Below are 19,000 nucleotides of genomic sequence, written 5' to 3' on the forward strand. Positions count from 1 at the left end.
CACGCTGTCCCTGCTGCCGCGAGAAAGGTGAGGCCATGAAGAAGACATTGCTGGCGCTTTGCGCCGTTGCCGCTGTGGCGGCTTCGACTGTGGCGGTGCCCGCCCCCGCCCAGGCACAACGCGGTGTCGCCGCCGGCGTCGCTGCGGGATTGATCGGTGGCGCCATCGTCGGTGGCGCGATCGCATCGCAGAACCGCTATTACGGTCCCGGATACGGCTACTATGCGCCCGGCCCGGCCTATGTCGCCGAACCCGGCTACGGCCCCGACTGCTTCTGGCAGCGCCAGCGGTTCTGGGACGGCTACACTTGGCGCGTTCGCAGCGTCCGCGTTTGCGATTGATCGCCGTTCATCTCGATTAAATCGAACCAGTTGTCCCGGAAAACCGACTGTTTCTCCGGGACATCTGCTGTAGATGGCCAGAAAAAACCGCTTTTCTGCGCGATCAGCCTGCGGACGTTTACTTTCGGTTGACTGTTCTGCGCTGTTTAGCAAGACAGCAGTTCGAGATCAGCGTGCGAGTCACCTCAACCCGGCGCCGAACCACGACGCCACCACCTTCCAGGAGAGCCAAAGACATGAAGAAGACTTTAGCTGCCCTTGTCGCCGTTACCACGATTGCCGGTTCGCTGGCCGTTGCTCCGGCTGCCAAGGCTGGTGACGGCGGCGCCGTCGCAGCCGGCGTTGCCGGCGGCCTGATCGGCGGCGCCCTGCTGGGCGGCGCGATCGCAGGCGCTCGCCCCGCCCCGGTCTATGTCGCACCGGCGCCGGTTTACGTCGAAGAGGCCCCGTGCCGCATGGTTCGCGAGCGCTTCTGGGACGGCTATGGCTGGCGCTTCCGTCGCGTCCAGGTTTGCGACTGATCGACGGACACGTTTTCAGCATCACACTCGAAAACCCGGCCTCGCGGCCGGGTTTTTGCTTTGCGCCACCAGGCGGTCCTGCGAGCCGGCCTGATCAGCGCTGCCCGTTCATCGCGCGCAGCACCGCCTCGCTCGGCCAGCAATCGACCCTCAGCCCGGCCTGCTTCTGATAGGCGCCGAGCGCCGCGCGGGTCTGCATCCCGGCCTTGCCGTCGAGCTTGTCCTTGTAGAGACCGATCTTCGTCAGCTGCTGCTGCATCGCCTCGACATCCGCGGAGCGTAGCTGCTTCGATGCCGACCATGGCGTCGCGAATGGCTGCGGGCTCGTCATGCGGTCGGCGAGGTGGCCGACGAACAGCACGTAGAGGTCGGAGAAATTGTATTCCTTGATCACGAAGTAGTTCGGCGTCGTCAGGAAGGCCGGACCGTAGCTGCCTTCCGGCTGCAGCAGCGAGGCCGATTGTGCCTGCTCGGCCGCGCTGAGCTTCTGCCCGCGCACCGGCACGAAGCCTGCGCGCAGCCATTGGCTGATCGGCTTCGTCACTTCAGGCACGCCCATCGTGCAGTCGGCATTGGCCGGCGCCTGCACCTCATAGGCCCAGCGCACGCCGGGCTGCCAGCCCTTGTTGACCAGCTGCTGCGCGGCGGAGGCGAGCGCGTCCGGCACCGAATGCCAGATATCGACGCGGCCGTCGCCGTCGAGATCGACGCCGTGCTTGTAATATTCCGACGGCAGGAACTGGGTGTAACCGGTCGCACCGGCCCAGGAGGAGCGCATCTCCTTGCGCGTCACCGCACCCTCGCCGAGGATCTTCAGCGCGAGGATGAACTCGGTGCGGTACTGATCCTTGCGGCGGCCGACATAGGCCTGCGTCGCCACCACGCGCAGCGTGTCGTAGGGCAGCGAATAACGCCCGTAATCGGTCTCGCGGCCCCAGATCGCCAGCACGACGCTGGCCGGGACGCCGAACCGCTTCTCGATCGCATCGAGCGACGGCCGATACTTCTGCATCAGGCGCTGCCCCTCCGCGGCGAGCCGCGCGATCGAGGCTTCCCTGATGTAATCGGCCGGCACCTGCACGAACTCGGCCTGCGCCGGCGCGCCGGTCTTGGGACGTCCGGGCAGGATCAGGTCGGGCAGCTTGTAGTCGGGCTCGAGCGAGCGCGTCTCGCGATCGAAGGTCTCGCGCGACACGCCGGCGGCCTTGGCCTCCGGCCACAGCGAGGCGATGAACTGGGTGAACGCAGCATCGGCGGCGCGCGCAGGCGAGACGACGGACGAGGATGCAAGCAAAAGCCCGAAGGCAAGCGCGCGGAGGAATGTCAAATGTAACAGCCTGTTCACGCAGCGGTCCCATGGGTGCGCCAAGCGGCGAACACCCGCGATATCTGGTGTCGTGAGCCTTATCACGACACTGGATTGCTGTGAACCTTCGGCGGCCGCGCTAGTGGCTGGCGTGCTGCTTGGCGCCTTCGATCGAGTCGTTCGACAGCTTGTCGACGATGGCGATGCCGATCGCCGACAGGATGAAGACGCAGTGGATGATGGTCTGCCACATCACGCCGGTCTCGGTGTAGTTGCCCTTGCCCGACGACAGCGCGCCGGCCTCGATGAAGGTGCGCAGCAGGTGGATCGACGAGATGCCGATGATCGCCATCGCCAGCTTGATCTTCAGCACGCTGGCATTGACGTGGCTGAGCCATTCCGGCTCGTCGGGATGGCCCTGCAGATTGAGGCGCGAGACGAAGGTTTCGTAGCCGCCGACGATCACCATCACGAGCAGGTTCGAGATCATGACGACGTCGATCAAGCCGAGGACGGCCAGCATGATCTGCTGCTCGCTGAAATCGAAGGCATGGGCGAACAGGTGCCACAATTCCTTCAGGAACAGCACGACATAGACGCCTTGGGCGATGATCAGGCCGACATAGAGCGGCAATTGCAACCAGCGCGATCCGAAGATCAGCATGGGAACGGGACGCAGCGACCGGCCCTTTGCGGGGGCGCGCGCCTCGGAAAGTGCGGACATGGTGGAGTGCTCGCAGAATTTGATTTGCGGGAGCGCTCTATCTACGCAATCCCGCGCGCTTGAAAAGCGACAACTGGCCGCAGATTGCGCCGCGATGCCGTCACGATCCTGCCAACGAACAACGGTCGAACGCGGCGCGATGGCCGCGCTCGACCGCTTGAACCGATCAGCGCGTCAGCTTCTTGTACTTCACGCGGTGCGGAATGATGCTGTCCTGGCCGAGCCGGCGCATCTTGTCCTTTTCGTAATCCTGGAAGTTGCCCTCGAACCATTCGACATGGCTGTCGCCCTCGAAGGCCAGGATATGGGTCGCGATGCGGTCGAGGAACCAGCGGTCATGGCTGATGATGACGGCGCAGCCGGCAAAATCCTCCAGCGCCTCTTCCAGCGCGCGCAACGTGTCGACGTCGAGGTCGTTGGTCGGTTCGTCGAGCAGCAGCACGTTGGCGCCCGACTTCAGCATCTTGGCGAGATGGACGCGGTTGCGTTCACCGCCGGACAGCGCGCCGACCTTCTTCTGCTGGTCGGCACCCTTGAAGTTGAACGCCGAGCAATAGCCGCGCGAATTGACTTCCTTCTTGCCGAGCAGGATCAGCTCGTTGCCGCCGGAGATCTCCTCCCACACCGTCTTGTTGCCCTCGAGCGCGTCGCGCGACTGGTCGACATAGCCGAGATGTACGGTCTCGCCGATCGTGATGGTGCCCTTGTCCGGCTTCTCCTGACCCGTGATCATTCTGAACAGTGTGGTCTTGCCGGCGCCGTTCGGTCCGATCACGCCGACGATGCCGCCGGGCGGCAGCTTGAAGGTGAGATCGTCGATCAGGAGCCGATCGCCGAAGCCCTTGCTGAGGCCCTCGAAGTCGACGACGTTGGCGCCGAGCCGCTCGGCGACCGGGATGATGATCTGCGCGGTCTGGGTCTGCTTTTCGCTCGCCTTCTTGAGCAGTTCCTCATAGCGCTGGTAGCGCGCCTTCGACTTGGCCTGACGCGCCTTCGGCGAGGACGCCACCCATTCCTGCTCGCGGGCCAGCGTCTTCTGATGCGCGGCGTCTTCGCGGCCCTCCTGCTCGAGCCGCTTCTGCTTCTGCACCAGCCAGGACGAGTAATTGCCCTCGTAGGGAATGCCGCGGCCGCGGTCGAGTTCGAGGATCCAGCCGGTGACATTGTCGAGGAAGTAGCGATCGTGGGTCACGATCAGGATCGCGCCCGGATAGTTGCGCAGATGGCCTTCCAGCCATGACACCGACTCGGCGTCGAGATGGTTGGTCGGTTCGTCCAGCAGCAGCAATTCCGGCTGGTCGAGCAACAAGCGGCATAGCGCGACGCGGCGGCGTTCACCGCCCGACAGCTTGGAGACATCGGCATCGTCCGGCGGGCAGCGCAGCGCGTCCATCGCCTGGTCGACCTTGCTGTCGAGATCCCACAGGCCCTGCGCCTCGATCTCGTCCTGCAGCTTGGTCATTTCGTCGGCCGTCTCGTCCGAATAGTTGACGGCCAGCTCATTGTAGCGGTCGAGGATCGCCTTCTGCTTTGCGACGCCCTGCATGACGTTCTCGCGGACCGAGAGCTTCGGATCGAGCTGCGGCTCCTGCTCGAGATAGCCGACGCGTGCGCCCTCGGCGACCCAGGCCTCGCCGCTATACTCCTTGTCGAGACCGGCCATGATCTTGAGCAGGGTCGACTTGCCCGAGCCGTTGACGCCGAGCACGCCGATCTTGGCATCCGGATAGAAGCTCAGATGGATGTTATCGAGCACCTTGCGGGTCGGGTACGCCTTGGTCAGACCCTGCATGAAATAGATGAACTGGCGCGCCATCCGCTGTCCCTGGAATTGATCCGATTTGTGGAAATTTTGCTGCCGCCGATGTAACGGCCGGCCCCCGAAAGCGCAACCGCGGGACCTCTGTTTTCCGTCCGTTCACCACGTTTCGCGGCTTCACCACGGGTGATTACGGGTTCGACGCCATGTGTGCGCCGAATCACGACAATTGAAACCGTCTTTTAATAAATCAGGCCAAAACTCGTTCTCAACGTCGAAAAACGGCGATTTTCGCGGCAGAACCGCGGCCAAAACAGTTGAGGCCACGTCATGGCTACCATCATTTCAGCCCCCCTTCCGCGCCCGACGGCCAAAGGCGAGGCGACGCCGTTCGCCGAATTCCGCGCCTTTTGGCGCGCCTTCGTCGCCAAGGCTTTCAATCCCTACCGGCCGGAACTGCATTATATGCGCGGCCCGGGTCCGGCCTGCCGCGCCAAGCAGATGGCGCTGTCGCCGGCGGTCCGCTCGATGCTCGCCGATATCCGCTCCACGAAGAAGCCGTCTCCGCGCGCGTAACAATCGCCGCTTTTTGAAACCGCGGTCGCTTGCGCGCCTGCCGATTGCGCGCGACCATGACAGGTAACCCGACGGTTGATCTCCCGCCGTCGTCCTCACCCTGAATGGACCTTCCCCGATGACGCGGCTCCGCTGTGCAATCCTCGACGACTATTTCGACATCGCACTTTCTGTGGCGGACTGGCCAAAGGTCAAGGACCGGGTCGACGTCACCGTGTTCGACAAGCCGTTCGCGAGCGAGGCGGAAGCGGCGACCAAGCTGAAGGATTTCGAGGTCATCTGCGCGATGCGCGAGCGCACCCCGTTCCCGAAGAGCCTGCTCGACGCGCTGCCCAGGCTGCAGCTCCTGATCACGTCGGGCATGCGCAACGCGGCGATCGACGTGGAGGTCGCGAAGAGCCGCAAGGCGGTGGTGTGCGGCACCCAATATGGCCGCGATCCCACCGCGCCCCTCACCATGGGCCTGATCCTGGAACTGACCCGCGGCATCGGCCGTGAGCATGCGCGCATGCACGCCGGCGAGGCCTGGCAGACCTTTGCCGGCACCGAGATCGAAGGCAAGACGCTCGGCGTCATCGGTCTCGGCAAGCTCGGCAGCAAGGTCGCCGGCATGGCCAAGGTGTTCGGCATGAACGTCATCGCCTGGAGTCCCAATCTGACGCCGGAGAAGTGCAAGGAGGCCGGCGTCGGCTATGCCGGCAAGGACGAGCTGTTCGCGATATCAGACATCATCACCATCCATGTCGTGCTGAGCCCGCGCTCGCGCGGACTGGTCGGCGCCGCCGATCTCGCCCGCATGAAGCCGTCGGCCTATCTCGTCAACACCGCGCGCGGGCCGATCGTCGACGAGGACGCCCTGTTCGCGGCGCTGCGCGACAAGACGATCGCCGGCGCCGGCATCGACGTGTTCTCGGTCGAGCCGCTGCCGCCGGATCATCCGCTGCGCAAGCTCGACAATGTCGTGATCACGCCGCATCTCGGCTACGCGACGCGCGAGAGCCTGCAGGCGCATTATCAGCAGATGGTCGAGTGCATCGACGCCTTCACCAAGGGCAACGAGCCGCCGCGGCGCCTGGCCTGAGATCGGACATCGATCGGCAAACAAAAAAGGCGCGCCGTTGGCGCGCCTTCTTCAATGATCAGTTTGCCTGTTGGCCTAGCGCACCGTCACCGGTGCCGGCAGCGGCTGCACCGTGGTCGGCTGCGTGCCGGGCAGCGGCGCGGTCGCCTGAGCCTGGGCCGCGGAGGGAGCCATCGGGTTCGCAGGCGCGGCAGAAGCCGTCGCCGTTCCCGGCGGCGGACCACCGGGCAGCACAACCACGCGGGTGCCGACCTTGGCGCGCTCGAACAGGTCGGAGACGTCTTCGTTCAGCATGCCGATGCAGCCCGACGAGACGAACTTGCCGATGGTCGACGGCTGGTTGGTGCCGTGAATACGGTACACGGTCGAGCCGAGATACATCGCGCGGGCGCCGAGCGGGTTGCCGGGTCCGCCGGCCATGAAGCGCGGCAGATAGGGCTGACGCTCGATCATCTCGGTCGGCGGATGCCAATCCGGCCACTCGGCCTTGCGGGTGATCTTCTGCACGCCGGTCCAGGTGAAGCCGTCGCGGCCGACACGGACGCCGTAACGGATCGCCCGGCCATTGCCCAGGATGTAATAGAGATAGGTGTTCGACGTATCGACAACGATCGTGCCTGCCGGCTCCTTGGTCGCGAACGACACTTCCTGGCGACGCAGATTCGGCGGCAGTTGCGCCGGGGCATCTTCCGGCTGCTCGTCCGGCGGCAGCGCCGCGATCTGTACCGGCTTGCCATTGGCATCGACCGGCGCCTGCTGCTGCGGCACGGCTCCGGTAACGCCCTCGGGCGGACGCAAGCCGCCGCGGTCGTCGCCATAGGAAACGCCGGCGGCCGGAACGCCATTGTCGCGACTGGCTTGTTGCGCACCCGGACGGTCGCCGTAAATCACCGGCGGCGGCCCCATCGGACGGCCATAGCGGGGATCATCGGGCGACATCACCGGGCCAGTCGGCGCGCCACGGTCGGAATAGACCGGAGGAGCATTCATCGGGCGGCCATAGCGCGGATCGTCCGGCGACATCACCGGACCGGTCGGCGCGCCACGATCGGAATAGGTGGGCGCATTCGCCGGACGGCCATAGCGCGGGTCGCTCGGCGACAGCACCGGGCCGGGCGGCGGCAGTGCAGCCGAATCCTGCCCGTCATCGTCATTGAGAGCGTCGAAATCCGGCATGCTGCCCTGGGGGTAGGGCTGGGGCGCCGTCGAATAGGCCGTGCCCTGGGGTGCCGGATAACCCTGCGCATGCGCAAGCGAGGTTCCTGCCACGCCGAGAACCGCGGCAGCGCAAATCGTCAGAATGCGGTTGATCATCATTGCTCTGTTATAGTCCCCAAGCCACACCGGACTGTTAACGGCCCAATGCAGGAAGATAGCGGCGCATTCAAGACAAATCCGCGAAACCCGGGCTATTCCGGGCCTTTTGTGATTTCGCGTCAACGCTGCGGCAAAGATGTCTCACGGGCCCGGAATGTTTGTCCACGTGGCCAAAGTCATCAATCACCCGCATTTTGTAACAAACAGCCCCGGGACGTTGCGATATCTTCGATATCGGCCTGATTCGCGCTCGCGACGCCGGCTTTCTTGTGTGGTCACCGCGTTCCCTCGACATCGAAGACCCTCCCGCAGAAGGGGGAACCGCGCCCATGCTCCCCGGCCTTCGCTTTCTGTTCGCCGCGATCGTGCTGGCGACCTCGCTGCTGGTGTTCGGGTTAGGGGCAGCCGCGCTGTTCCGCGCGGCGCATGAAGAGTTCGCCAGCATTCCGGCCCTCCGGGCGCCGCCCGAGCCGCAATTCGCGCAGCAGCCCGACGCCCCGCCAGTGCTTGCCATGGTGCGGGTCGACCCGCCCGCCGCCGACAAGGTGACGACCGATATTCCGGCAGCACCCCCGCCCGAGCCAGCCGCGTCCGAGCCGACAGCTCCCGCTGAGGTCACCCCTGCAGCCGAGCCGGAGAAGGTCGCCGCCGCAACGGCGGATGATCCGGTCCCGCCCGCCCCGCCGAAGCCGGAAGCCCAGGCCGCGACGACCCCGGCGCCGGCCGCCGACACTGCGGCTCAGACTCCAACCGCAGATCCCTTGCCGGCATCGGAGCCGACGCCCGCTGCCGCCGAAGCTGCACCGGCGGCGACCGAGGCCAAGGTCGCCGCCGTGGCCGATCCGCCCGCCCCCAGCGAGCCCGCGGTTCCTCCGCCGGCACCCGCGATGGCAGCGCCCGAGCCCGCCCCGCCTCCGTCACCCGAGGCGAACGCGGCCGCGACGAAGATCGCGACGCTGGGCGGACCTGAGGTTGTCGTCGAAGCGCCGGTGGCGCCGAAGGCCATTGAGGCGAAGAAGCCGAAGCGCAACGCGGTCAGCAAGCCGACACATCGCAAGGAGCGGCGGCGGATTGTCCGCGCGCAGCCGGTTCGGCAGGTCGTTCAGCAGCAGCTCGATCCGTTCGGCCAGCCGACCTTGGCGCCGCTCACCCGGCGCTAGCAAGCAGGAATGACCTGTCAGGCCGGTCCCGTCGCGATCGGCGGGCCGCTCGCCTGCCCCCATTCCGACCACGAGCCGTCGTAGAGCGCGCTCTCGGTGACGCCGAGCCGGTAGAGCGCAAGCGTCAGCACGCCGGCCGAGACGCCCGAGCCGCAGCTCGTGACGATCGGCGCATCGAGCTTCACGCCGGCGCCAATGAACGACTTGCGCAGATCGTCGAGCGGCTTCATCTCGCCGGTCGCGGCATCGAACAGCTGGTTGTAGGGCACGTTGCGGGCGCCGGGGATGTGGCCGGCGCGGATGCCCGGCCGCGGCTCCGGCGCGCGGCCCTCGAAGCGATCGGCGGCGCGCGCATCGATCATCTGCTCGGCACGGCTTTCGACATTGGCGATCATCTGCTCGATGCTGCGCACGCGCTGCGGATCGTAGCTCGCCTTGAAGGTCGCAGGCTTCGGCTTCACCTCGCCGCTCTCGACCGCCCTGCCCTCGGCGCGCCACTTCTTCAGGCCGCCGTTGAGAATGCGCACGTTGCGATGGCCATAGGACAGGAACATCCACCAGGCGCGCGGCGCCGCGACCCAGCCGCCGGCATCGTAGATCACCACGGTGTCGGCATTGCTGATGCCGAGCCCGCCGACGTCGCGACCGAACTGCTCGGCGCTCGGAAACATGTGCGGCAGCGGATTGGAATGGTCGGACACCGCATCGACGTCGAAGAACACCGCGCCGGGCAGATGCGCGGCGAGATAGTCGTCCTTCGGCAGCGGCAGCACGCCCGGCAGCTTGAAGGTCGCATCGAGCACCTTGACGTTGGCATCGCCGAGATGCGCAGCCAGCCATTCGGTCGAGACGAGCGGATCGTCGGTGGTGGTCATTCCGTATTTCCTTCGTCATTCCGGGGCGCGACACAGTCGCGAACCCGGAATCTCGCACGACAACTTCTGGATTCCGGGTTCGCGCTGCGCGCGCCCCGGAATGACGGGGAAGGATTCTCTCAGCCCTTCTTCTGCGGCTCCCACGCCTCGATCGGCCCGCCCGCCTCGCGCCAGGCGGCAAAGCCGCCGCCCATATGTGCGACCGGCTTCAGGCCCATGTCCTTGGCGGTCTTGGCGGCGAGCGCCGAGCGCAGGCCGCCGGCGCAGTGGAAGATGAACTTCTTGTCTTCCTGGAAGATCGGCTTGGCATAGGGGCTGTTCGGATCGATCCAGAACTCGAGCATGCCACGGGTGCAGGAGAACGCGCCGGGAATCTTGCCGTCGCGCTCGATCTCGCGGGGATCGCGGATGTCGACGATGACGACGTCGTTCTTGCCGATCAGCGTGATCGCGTCGGCCGCGCTGATGGTCTCGATCTCGGCATTGGCCTCGTCGATCATCACCTTGATGCCGCGATGGATGTTCTGGGGCATGGGGTTCTCCCTGGCTTCTTCTTGGTGTCATTCCGGGGCGATGCGGCAGCATCGAACCCGGAATCTCGATCGAATTTCATCAGCTCGAGATTCCGGATACGGACCGTCCGGAATGACGGGATTGGTTACCGCACCAACTCCCGCATCGCGTTCTCCAGACCTTCGATCGTGATCGGATACATGCGTTCGGAGAACAGGCGGCGGATGATGGTGGTCGATTCCGAATAGTCCCAGTGCTTCTGCGCCACCGGATTGAGCCACACCGCGTGCGGATAGGTGCGGATGATGCGGTCGAGCCAGACCGAGCCGGCCTCTTCATTGACATGCTCGACCGAGCCGCCGGGAACCATGATCTCGTAAGGCGACATCGAGGCGTCGCCCACGAACACCACCTTGTAGTCGTGCGGATACTTGTGCAGCACGTCCCAGGTCGGCGTGCGATCGGTGAAGCGCCGCTTGTTCTGCTTCCAGACGCCTTCATAGAGGCAGTTGTGGAAGTAGAAATATTCCATGTGCTTGAATTCGCTCTTGGCGGCCGAGAACAGTTCCTCGACCTGCTCGATATGCGAATCCATCGAGCCGCCGATATCGAAGAACACCAGCACCTTGACCGCGTTGCGCCGCTCGGGGCGCATGTGCACGTCGAGATAGCCGTGGTTGGCGGTCTCCTTGATCGTGGTGTCGAGGTCGAGTTCGTCCGGCGCGCCGGTGCGCGCGAACTTGCGCAGCCGCCGCAGCGCCACCTTGATGTTGCGGATGCCAAGCTCGACATTGCCGTCGAGGTCCTTGAACTCGCGCTTGTCCCACACCTTCACGGCGCGGTTGTTGCGGTTCTTCTCCTGCCCGATCCGCACGCCCTCGGGATTGTAGCCATGGGCGCCGAACGGCGAGGTGCCGGCGGTGCCGATCCACTTGCTGCCGCCCTGGTGGCGGCCCTTCTGTTCCTCGAGCCGCTTCTTCAGCGTCTCCATGAGCTTGTCCCAGCCCATGGCCTCGATCTGCTTCTTCTCTTCCTCGGTGAGATATTTCTCCGCGAGCTTCTTCAGCCACTCCTCGGGGATCTCCGCCTTGCCCATGGCATCGAGCAGGCTCTCGAGCCCCTTGAACACGGTACCGAACACGCGGTCGAACTTGTCGAGATTGCGCTCGTCCTTCACCAGCGCGGCGCGTGACAAATAGTAGAAGTTCTCGACCGTCTGCTCGGCGAGATCGGCGTCAAGCGCTTCCATCAAGGTCAGATATTCCCGTAGCGTCACGGGGACCTGGGCGTCGCGCAGCGATGTGAAAAACTGCAGGAACATATTTACTTAAATCGCCCGCCCCGCCGGTGCCGTCAAGGGCCCCTCCCCCGGTTGCGGCTGCGGATCAGCCATTCACTTTCACTTAACCACCCCGCCCGGCTTCGGCTCCCGGCGGCGAAACGTGACATTAAGATCGGACGTTGATCGTTGCAGCAACACGCGCCAGTGGACCCGATCGACGTGCCCGATAGCCCAGCCAAGCTGCCGAAACTGTTTTCGCCGACGGCGATCGTCGCCGCCGTGGTGGCGGCAATGAGCATATTCGTGCTGGGTCTTTTGATCTGGAAGGCGGTCGAGGCGCGCACCACGGCGCTGACCCAGGGCGAGCGCGACATCCGCAACCTCACCCACTCGCTGGCGGAACACGCCTCGCATTCGGTCCAGGCGATCGATGTGGCCATGAACGCCATGGTGGATCTGCTGAAATACCAGAAGCCGCGCGTCGATCGCTTCAACGCGGCGCTGCGCAAGACCGCCGACGCGCTGCCGCAGATCAAGGAGATCGGCGTGATCGACCCCGACGGCAACCGGGCCTATTCGTCGGCCGCCGAGCTGCCGGCGCACAACAATGCCGATCGCGGCTATTTCATCGGCCATCGCGACTCGACGGATGCATCGCTGCATATCAGCGAGCCGTTGCAGTCGCGCCTGACCGGTCAGCCGACCATCGTGCTGTCGCGGCGCGTCACCAGGGAGGACGGCAGCTTCGGCGGCGTACTGTTCGCGACCATCGAAACAAGCTATTTCGACAACTTCTATCAAGCCTTCAAATTCGGTCCGCACGCCGGAATTACCCTGCTTCGGCTCGACGGGATCGTTTTGGCGCACTGGCCGGCGGGCAAGTGGAACAAGGAGGTGTCCGCGGCATTCAAGGCGAGGATCGAGCAGGACCGGACCGGCTACACGAAAACCACATCGCCGTTCGACGGACGCGTCAAATATCTCGGCTTCGAGCGCGCTTCGCAATATCCGATCGTGGTCACCGTCGCCCTGCCCGAAGCCCAGGTTCTCGCCGCGTGGCATGACGATTTGCGCAACGACCTGCTTGTCGCCATCATCCTGATGGGAAGCGTCATCCTGTTCGCGATCCTGCTCGGCAAGGAGTTCGCCAGGCGCACCAAGGTCGCGCGGATGCTCCGGGAACGCGAGGCGCGCTACCGGCTGCTTGCCGACAACATCGCCGATGTGGTGATCCTGCTGGACCGCAACGGACGCTTCCTGTTCGTGTCGCAATCGGTCGAGACCATCCTCGGCCGCAAGCCGGACGATCTGATCGGCAAATCCTGCTTCGAGTTCGTGCATCCCGATCATCTCGCCGACGTCGCCAGGGCGACCTCGGAATTGACCAACTGGAGCACCACCAAGACCGTCGAATTCAAGACCTTCCGCGCCGATGGCAGCGAGGTCTGGGTCGAGATCAACTTCAAGCTTGCCGGCGCGGCGGAAGATCACCATGCCATCGAGGTCGTCGGCGTGCTGCGCGACGTCACCGAACGTCGCAAGATGGAGGACGAACTCAACGCACTGAACATCCGCCTGTCCGAACTGGCGACCACCGATGGCCTGACCTCGCTCGCCAACCGCCGCAGCTTCGACAGCGCGCTGCCGCGCGAGTTCCGCGACCGGGAGCAGATCTCGCTGATCATGCTCGACATCGATCACTTCAAGGGTTTCAACGACACGCAAGGTCACCAGGCCGGTGACCAATGCCTGCGGCGAGTAGCGCGCGTGATCGCGGACGCCACCACCAACACCACCGCGCTGGCGGCGCGATACGGCGGCGAGGAGTTCGCGATCATCCTGCCCGGCGTCGGCGAGCAGGATGCACTGAAGGTCGCTGAAGCGATGCGCCTCACGGTGCGGTCGCTGGGGATCGCCAATCCGGCCGCCCGCCGCGGCGTGGTTTCGATCAGCCTCGGGATCGCCAGCCGGTCGGCCGCGACCGCGAGCGAGACCGAGTTGCTCGGCCGGGCTGACCTCGCGCTCTATGAGGCGAAACGTTCGGGACGCGACCGCACGGTGCTGGCCTCGTCGCTCGCGGGTGATAATCATTCCGCGGGGCGGAAACAGTACGCCTGACATACTATGCGCCCGGTGCTGTCCGGGGTACCGCTGCGCTGCGGAATCCGCGCTAGACCGCCGGGCTTTTTCAATTAGAATTGTACCGGACAAGATATCGGAGAGGACATGCGACCGCTGCGAGAGCGGTCGTTTCGTGTGGGGGCCCGGGCCGCCGACGAACGAAGCAAGGCAAACAGATAGATGAAATTCACGGGTACCAAGGACTACGTCGCCACCGATGACCTCAAGGTCGCCGTCAATGCCGCCATCGTGCTCGAGCGCCCGCTGCTGGTGAAGGGCGAGCCCGGCACCGGCAAGACCGTGCTGGCCGAGGAAGTCGCCAAGGCGATCGACGCGCCACTTTTGACCTGGCACATCAAGTCGACCACCAAGGCGCAGCAGGGCCTCTACGAATACGATGCCGTCTCGCGGCTGCGCGACAGCCAGCTCGGCGACGCCCGTGTGTCCGACATCAAGAACTACATCAAGCGCGGCAAGCTGTGGGAGGCCTTCACCAACGAGAAGCGCCCGGTGCTGCTGATCGACGAGATCGACAAGGCCGACATCGAATTCCCCAACGATCTGCTGCTCGAACTCGACCGCATGGAATTCCACGTCTACGAGACCGGCGAGACCATCAAGGCGAAGCTGCGCCCGATCGTGATGATCACGTCGAACAACGAGAAGGAACTGCCGGACGCCTTCCTGCGCCGCTGCTTCTTCCACTACATCAAGTTCCCCGACAACGAGACGATGGGCAAGATCGTCGACGTGCACTTCCCCGGCATCAAGAAGCGCCTGGTGGAAGAGGCGCTACGGATCTTCTTCGAAGTCCGCGAGGTGCCGGGCCTGAAGAAGAAGCCCTCGACCTCGGAGCTGCTCGACTGGCTCAAGCTGCTGTTGAACGAGGACATCACTCCGGAAATGCTGCGCGAGCGCGATCCGCGCAAGCTGATCCCGCCGCTGCATGGCGCGCTGCTCAAGAACGAGCAGGACGTGCATCTGTTCGAGCGGCTGGCTTTCCTCAGCCGCCGCGAAGTCTAGTTCCGATATCGGCAGACGCCGGGGCGATGGCTCCGGCGTTTTGCTTCTGCAGCTCAACAAACAAGCCAACAAGCAAGAAGACCAGGGAAGATGAACGTCCAGACCCAGATCCGCGCCGCCGAGCCCGTCACCACAGAGCATTTCGACGTCCTGATCGCAGGCGCCGGCATCTCCGGCGTCGGCGCCGCCTACCACCTCACCACGCAATGCCCCGGCACCAGCTTCGTGGTGCTGGAGACGCAGAAGACTTTCGGCGGCACCTGGTCCACCCATCGCTATCCCGGCATCCGCTCCGACAGCGACCTGCACACCTTCGGCTATCGCTTCAAGCCGTGGACCAGCGCGCCGATCGCGACCGCGGCCGAGATCCTGAAGTACATGGGCGAGGTGATCGAGGAGAACGACCTCGCCCGTCACATCCGTTATCGCCACACCATCACCGCGGCAAAGTGGTCGAACGAGACCAATCTCTGGACCATCGATGCTGTCCGCATCGACACCGGCGAGCGGCTGCGCTTCACCACCAACTTCTTCTGGATGTGCCAGGGCTATTATCGCCACGACGCGGGCTATACGCCCGAATGGACCGACATGGCGAAGTTCAAGGGCACGGTCGTGCATCCGCAGACCTGGCCCGACGACCTCGACTACAAGGGCAAGCGCGTGGTCGTGATCGGCTCCGGCGCCACCGCCGCGACCCTGATCCCGGCGATGGCCAAGGACGCCAGCCATGTCACCATGCTGCAGCGCTCGCCGACCTATTTCCGCACCGGCCGCAACGCGATCGAGATCGCCGAGGAGCTGCGCAGGCTGCAGGTCGACGAACACTGGATCCACGAGATCACCCGCCGCAAGATCCTGTTCGAGCAGGACGCCTTCACCAAGCGGACCTTCGCCGAGCCCGAGGGCGCCAAGAAGGACCTGCTGGCAGCGGTCGAAGCCGTTCTCGGCAAGGACTACGACATCGCCACCCACTTCACGCCGAGTTACCGGCCGTGGCGGCAGCGCATCGCCTTCGTGCCGGATGCCGACCTGTTCCACGCCATCAAGGGCGGCAAGGCGTCAGTCGTCACCGACGAGATCGACCGCTTCACCGAGACGGGCATCCTGCTCAAGTCCGGCAAGCAGCTCGAGGCCGATATCATCATCACCGCGACCGGCTTCCACCTCTCCGCCAATGGCGGCATCGACTTCGAGATCGACGGCAAGCCGCTCGACTTCGCCGATACCGTGACCTATCGCGGCATGATGTTCACCGGCGTGCCGAACCTCGTCTGGGTGTTCGGCTATTTCCGCGCCAGCTGGACGTTGCGCGTCGACCTGGTCGGCGACTTCGTCTGTCGCCTGCTGCAGCACATGAAGGCGACCGGCGCGCACAAGGTGACGCCCGAGCTGCGCCCCGAAGACCACAACATGCCGCTGCTGCCGTGGATCGATCCGGAGAACTTCAACCCCGGCTACATGATGCGTGGCATGCACCTGCTGCCGAAGCGCGGCGACAAGCCTGAATGGCAGCACAACCAGGACTACTGGGCCGAGAAGGACGAATTCCCGGCGATCGACCTCAAGGACAAGGCGTTCGTCTACGGCTGAGCTCCTGATATTAGTCCCGTCATCCTGAGCCGCTAACGGCCACACACTCTGCTGTCGTCCCGGCCCCCGTGCGCAATTGCGCACTAGGCCGGGACGACGCTGAACGATTATCGTCGTACGAATTAGTCCCTTCACGCATACTCCGGCAGCTTCGCAGCGGCCTCGGGGGTCTTGCCGCGGATCATGTCGGAGGCCTTGTCGGCGATCATCAAGGTCGAGGCGTTGAGATTCGCCGAGATCATCCGCGGCATGATCGAGGCGTCGATCACGCGCAGGCCCTCCATGCCATGGACCCGAAGCTGATCGTCGACCACCGCCCACGGCGCGTCGGCCGGACCCATCCGGCAGGTGCAGCCGGGATGGAAGGTGGTGGTGCCGCGCTGGGTCGCGGCCGCCAGCAGCTCGTCGTCGCTCGTGACCTTCGGGCCCGGAAAGTCCTCATAGGCGTAATACGGACTGAGCGGCTCGGAGGCGAGCAGCCGGCGCGCCAGCTTCATGCCGGCGACGACGACGCGGCGGTCGATCTCCTCGGCGAGGTAGTTGGTCTGGATGATCGGCGGCGCGAACGGATCGGCGGAGCGGATGCGGACATAGCCGCGGCTCTCCGGCCGCTGCTGCCATGACGCCACCGTCATGCCGGGCTCGTCCTCGAGCTGGCCCTGCACGCCCTCCTTGTAGCTCGCCGGCGTGAAGGTGAGCTGCAGGTCGGAGCTCTCCGTGGTCTCGCCGGAATGCCAGAAGCAGTAGACCATGGTCGGCGACAGCGACAGCAGGCCGCGCCGTGTCGTCGCCCATTTGATCGCCTCGCCCCACAGGCTGAAGCCGCGGCGAAGCTCGTTGATGGTCCTGATGTTCTTGACCCGCGCCACCGAGCGCGGCGCGTAGTGATCCTGCAGGCCCTCACCGACGCCGGGGAGCGCGTGGCGCACCTCGATGCCGTGCGCCTGCAACAGCTCGGGCGCGCCGACGCCGGAGAGCTGCAACAGCTGCGGCGAGTTGTAGGCACCGCCGGAGAGGATGACCTCCTTGGTGGCGCGGATCTCCAGGGGATCGCCGTGCTTGCCGCCGCGGTTGTAGCGCACGCCGACCGCGCGCTTGCCCTCGAAGATGATGCCCGTGACATGGGCGTGCGTGCGTACGTCGACATTCGGCCGCCGCCGCGCCGGATGCAGGAAGGCGGTCGCGGCGCTGACCCGGCGGCCGTTCAGGATGGTGCGCTGGCAGTACGACACGCCCTCCTGGATCTGGCCGTTGTAATCGGGATTGCGCGGAATGCCGAGGCTGACCGCGCCCGCCATGAAGGCCTCGCAGAGCGGGTCCTGCCAGTCCATGGTGGTGACGGTGAGGTTGCCGTCGCGGCCGCGATAGGTGTCGTCGCCCTCGCCGATCCTTCTCTCCATGCGCCGGAAATAGGGCAGCACGTCGGGATAGCCCCAGCCGCGATTGCCGAGCTGCGCCCAGGTGTCGAAATCCTGGCGCTGGCCGCGATTATAGATGTGGCCGTTGATCGAGGACGAGCCGCCGAGCGTCTTGCCGCGCGGCGCATAAATGCTGCGCCCGCCGGTGTAGGGCCCGACCTCCTGTTGATAGGCCCAGTTCACGCTCTTCATGTGGAAGGTCTTGATGAAGCCGGCCGGCAGATGGATGTAGGGATGCCAGTCGCTCGGCCCCGCCTCAAGCACGCACACCCTGGTGCCCGCGTCTTCACTTAACCGGTTGGTCAGCACGCTCCCGGCGGAGCCTGCGCCGATGATCACATAATCGAACGTTTCCATCGTCTCGCTTCTGGCGCCGACAACCGTGTCAGCGCGGCTTTTCGTTGAGTTGATAGGTCAGATGCGCCTTCACCGTCGGCCATTCGCTGGCGATGATGCTGTAAACCACGGTGTCGCGCAACGTGCCGTTGGGCGCGATCTGATGGCTGCGGAGGATGCCGTCCTGCTTTGCACCCAGACGCTCGATGCCGCGCCGGCTCTGGTGATTGAAGAAATGCGTGCGGAACTCGACCGCGATGCAGTCGAGCTTCTCGAAGGCATGGGTGAGCAGCAGCAATTTGCATTGCGTGTTGACCGCGCTGCGCTGCACACGCTTGGCGTACCAGGTCGAACCGATCTCGACGCGACGGTTGGGCGTGTCGACGTTCATGTAGGTCGTCATGCCCGAGATCCGCCCATCGGCGTCGAACACCGTGAACGGCAGCATCGATCCGGCCTTTTGCAGGCCGAGCCGGCGGTCGATCTCCTTGGCCATGTTCTCCGGCTGCGGAATCGCGGTGTACCAGAGCTTTGACAGCTCGCCGTCCTTCACCGCGTCGACCAGCCCGTTGCAATGATCGTGTGACAACGGCTCCAGCCGCGCATGCGCGCCGCGAAGGGTGACCGGTTCAAGCCAGGGCATTTGAGCAACTCCATCCTTTGTCATTCCGGGATGGCGCGCCAGCACCAGACCCGGAACCTCGTCATCCCGGGTTCGATGCTGCGCATCGCCCCGGGATGACGACTGCGCTTTTGCGCAATCGTCACTTGTTCAGAAAGTTCAGCGGCAATCCCGGCCGCGGCCAGTCCATCGCGATCAGCTCGCCCTTGCCCGACAGCGTGATGTAGGCGGTCTTCAGCTCGGGGCCGCCGAAGGCGATGTTGGTGGTGACGCGGTCGCCGGTCGGCACCTGCTCGACCACGGTGCCGTCGGTCGCGATCACCGAGATGCAGCCCGAGACCAGCGTCGCGACGCAGACATTGCCGTTCGCTTCAACGGCGAGCGAGTCGAACATCTGGTAGCCGCCGAGGCCGGCGATCGGCTTGCCGCGCT

18 protein-coding genes are annotated in these 19,000 nt (G+C 64.9%); 8 read left to right on the top strand and 10 right to left on the bottom strand.

The window, feature by feature from the left end; genetic code table 11:
- The first annotated feature begins 35 nt into the window (after positions 1–35).
- The gene (locus E2I15_RS23735; protein WP_016843729.1) at positions 36–341 is read left to right on the top strand and encodes a hypothetical protein; all 306 of its coding nucleotides are present in this window, start codon (positions 36–38) and stop codon (positions 339–341) included.
- Positions 342–577: 236 nt separating this feature from the next.
- On the top strand, positions 578–862 hold the full coding sequence (locus E2I15_RS23740) for a hypothetical protein (protein ID WP_038386082.1): 285 nt from the start codon (positions 578–580) through the stop codon (positions 860–862).
- Positions 863–956: 94 nt separating this feature from the next.
- Here the strand turns inward: E2I15_RS23740 and E2I15_RS23745 are convergent, their stop codons facing one another.
- From E2I15_RS23745 to ettA, 3 genes are all read right to left on the bottom strand, one after another.
- Positions 957–2,156, bottom strand: coding sequence for a lytic murein transglycosylase (locus E2I15_RS23745; protein WP_137478248.1), 1,200 nt, complete (start codon positions 2,154–2,156; stop codon positions 957–959).
- Between the two features lie 151 nt (positions 2,157–2,307).
- A complete protein-coding gene (locus tag E2I15_RS23750; RefSeq protein WP_137478132.1) occupies positions 2,308–2,892 on the bottom strand; it encodes a TIGR00645 family protein in 585 nt (194 codons plus the stop codon).
- A 166-nt stretch (positions 2,893–3,058) separates the two neighbouring features.
- Positions 3,059–4,708, bottom strand: coding sequence for an energy-dependent translational throttle protein EttA (gene ettA, locus E2I15_RS23755; RefSeq protein WP_137478133.1), 1,650 nt, complete (start codon positions 4,706–4,708; stop codon positions 3,059–3,061).
- A gap of 273 nt (positions 4,709–4,981) precedes the next feature.
- Between ettA and E2I15_RS23760 the strand changes: the two genes are divergently transcribed.
- Both E2I15_RS23760 and E2I15_RS23765 read left to right on the top strand, forming a co-directional pair.
- The gene (locus tag E2I15_RS23760; RefSeq protein WP_137478134.1) at positions 4,982–5,227 is read left to right on the top strand and encodes a hypothetical protein; all 246 of its coding nucleotides are present in this window, start codon (positions 4,982–4,984) and stop codon (positions 5,225–5,227) included.
- A 118-nt stretch (positions 5,228–5,345) separates the two neighbouring features.
- Positions 5,346–6,308 (top strand): D-2-hydroxyacid dehydrogenase family protein, encoded by a 963-nt coding sequence (locus tag E2I15_RS23765; RefSeq protein WP_137478135.1) that lies wholly within the window; start codon positions 5,346–5,348, stop codon positions 6,306–6,308.
- 75 nt (positions 6,309–6,383) lie between these two features.
- Here E2I15_RS23765 and E2I15_RS23770 read toward each other — a convergent pair whose 3' ends face one another.
- Positions 6,384–7,622, bottom strand: coding sequence for a L,D-transpeptidase family protein (locus E2I15_RS23770; RefSeq protein ID WP_170991459.1), 1,239 nt, complete (start codon positions 7,620–7,622; stop codon positions 6,384–6,386).
- Between the two features lie 332 nt (positions 7,623–7,954).
- On the opposite strand from E2I15_RS23770, the gene E2I15_RS23775 reads away from it, so the two are divergent.
- On the top strand, positions 7,955–8,785 hold the full coding sequence (locus E2I15_RS23775) for a hypothetical protein (RefSeq protein WP_137478137.1): 831 nt from the start codon (positions 7,955–7,957) through the stop codon (positions 8,783–8,785).
- A 17-nt stretch (positions 8,786–8,802) separates the two neighbouring features.
- On the opposite strand, the gene sseA is transcribed toward E2I15_RS23775, so the two are convergent.
- The 3 genes from sseA to E2I15_RS23790 all read right to left on the bottom strand — a co-directional run bounded on the left by sseA (position 8,803) and on the right by E2I15_RS23790 (position 11,494).
- Entirely contained in the window at positions 8,803–9,660 is an 858-nt protein-coding gene (gene sseA / locus E2I15_RS23780) for a 3-mercaptopyruvate sulfurtransferase (protein ID WP_137478138.1), read from the bottom strand.
- Between the two features lie 119 nt (positions 9,661–9,779).
- Positions 9,780–10,193: a rhodanese-like domain-containing protein gene (locus E2I15_RS23785; RefSeq protein ID WP_137478139.1), complete on the bottom strand. Its 414-nt coding sequence runs from the start codon at positions 10,191–10,193 to the stop codon at positions 9,780–9,782.
- 125 nt (positions 10,194–10,318) lie between these two features.
- A complete protein-coding gene (locus tag E2I15_RS23790) occupies positions 10,319–11,494 on the bottom strand; it encodes a vWA domain-containing protein (RefSeq protein ID WP_016847779.1) in 1,176 nt (391 codons plus the stop codon).
- A 180-nt stretch (positions 11,495–11,674) separates the two neighbouring features.
- Between E2I15_RS23790 and E2I15_RS23795 the strand changes: the two genes are divergently transcribed.
- The 3 genes from E2I15_RS23795 to E2I15_RS23805 all read left to right on the top strand — a co-directional run bounded on the left by E2I15_RS23795 (position 11,675) and on the right by E2I15_RS23805 (position 16,192).
- Complete coding sequence (locus E2I15_RS23795) at positions 11,675–13,573, top strand: diguanylate cyclase (RefSeq protein ID WP_246667997.1); 1,899 nt, start codon at positions 11,675–11,677, stop codon at positions 13,571–13,573.
- Positions 13,574–13,756: 183 nt separating this feature from the next.
- A complete protein-coding gene (locus E2I15_RS23800; RefSeq protein ID WP_016847781.1) occupies positions 13,757–14,599 on the top strand; it encodes an AAA family ATPase in 843 nt (280 codons plus the stop codon).
- A gap of 90 nt (positions 14,600–14,689) precedes the next feature.
- Positions 14,690–16,192 carry a flavin-containing monooxygenase gene (locus E2I15_RS23805; protein ID WP_137478141.1) on the top strand — a complete coding sequence of 501 codons (1,503 nt, stop codon included), beginning with the start codon at positions 14,690–14,692 and terminating at the stop codon, positions 16,190–16,192.
- Positions 16,193–16,323: 131 nt separating this feature from the next.
- Here E2I15_RS23805 and E2I15_RS23810 read toward each other — a convergent pair whose 3' ends face one another.
- From E2I15_RS23810 to E2I15_RS23820, 3 genes are all read right to left on the bottom strand, one after another.
- On the bottom strand, positions 16,324–17,967 hold the full coding sequence (locus E2I15_RS23810) for a GMC family oxidoreductase (RefSeq protein WP_137478142.1): 1,644 nt from the start codon (positions 17,965–17,967) through the stop codon (positions 16,324–16,326).
- Positions 17,968–17,995: 28 nt separating this feature from the next.
- Positions 17,996–18,589, bottom strand: coding sequence for a GNAT family N-acetyltransferase (locus E2I15_RS23815; RefSeq protein WP_137478143.1), 594 nt, complete (start codon positions 18,587–18,589; stop codon positions 17,996–17,998).
- A gap of 121 nt (positions 18,590–18,710) precedes the next feature.
- Positions 18,711–19,000 (bottom strand): SMP-30/gluconolactonase/LRE family protein (locus E2I15_RS23820; RefSeq protein ID WP_196238933.1); only part of this gene is annotated, 290 nt, incomplete at its 5' end.

Source organism: Bradyrhizobium sp. BR2003 (genome assembly GCF_009720285.1).
Classification (GTDB): domain Bacteria; phylum Pseudomonadota; class Alphaproteobacteria; order Rhizobiales; family Xanthobacteraceae; genus Bradyrhizobium; species Bradyrhizobium elkanii.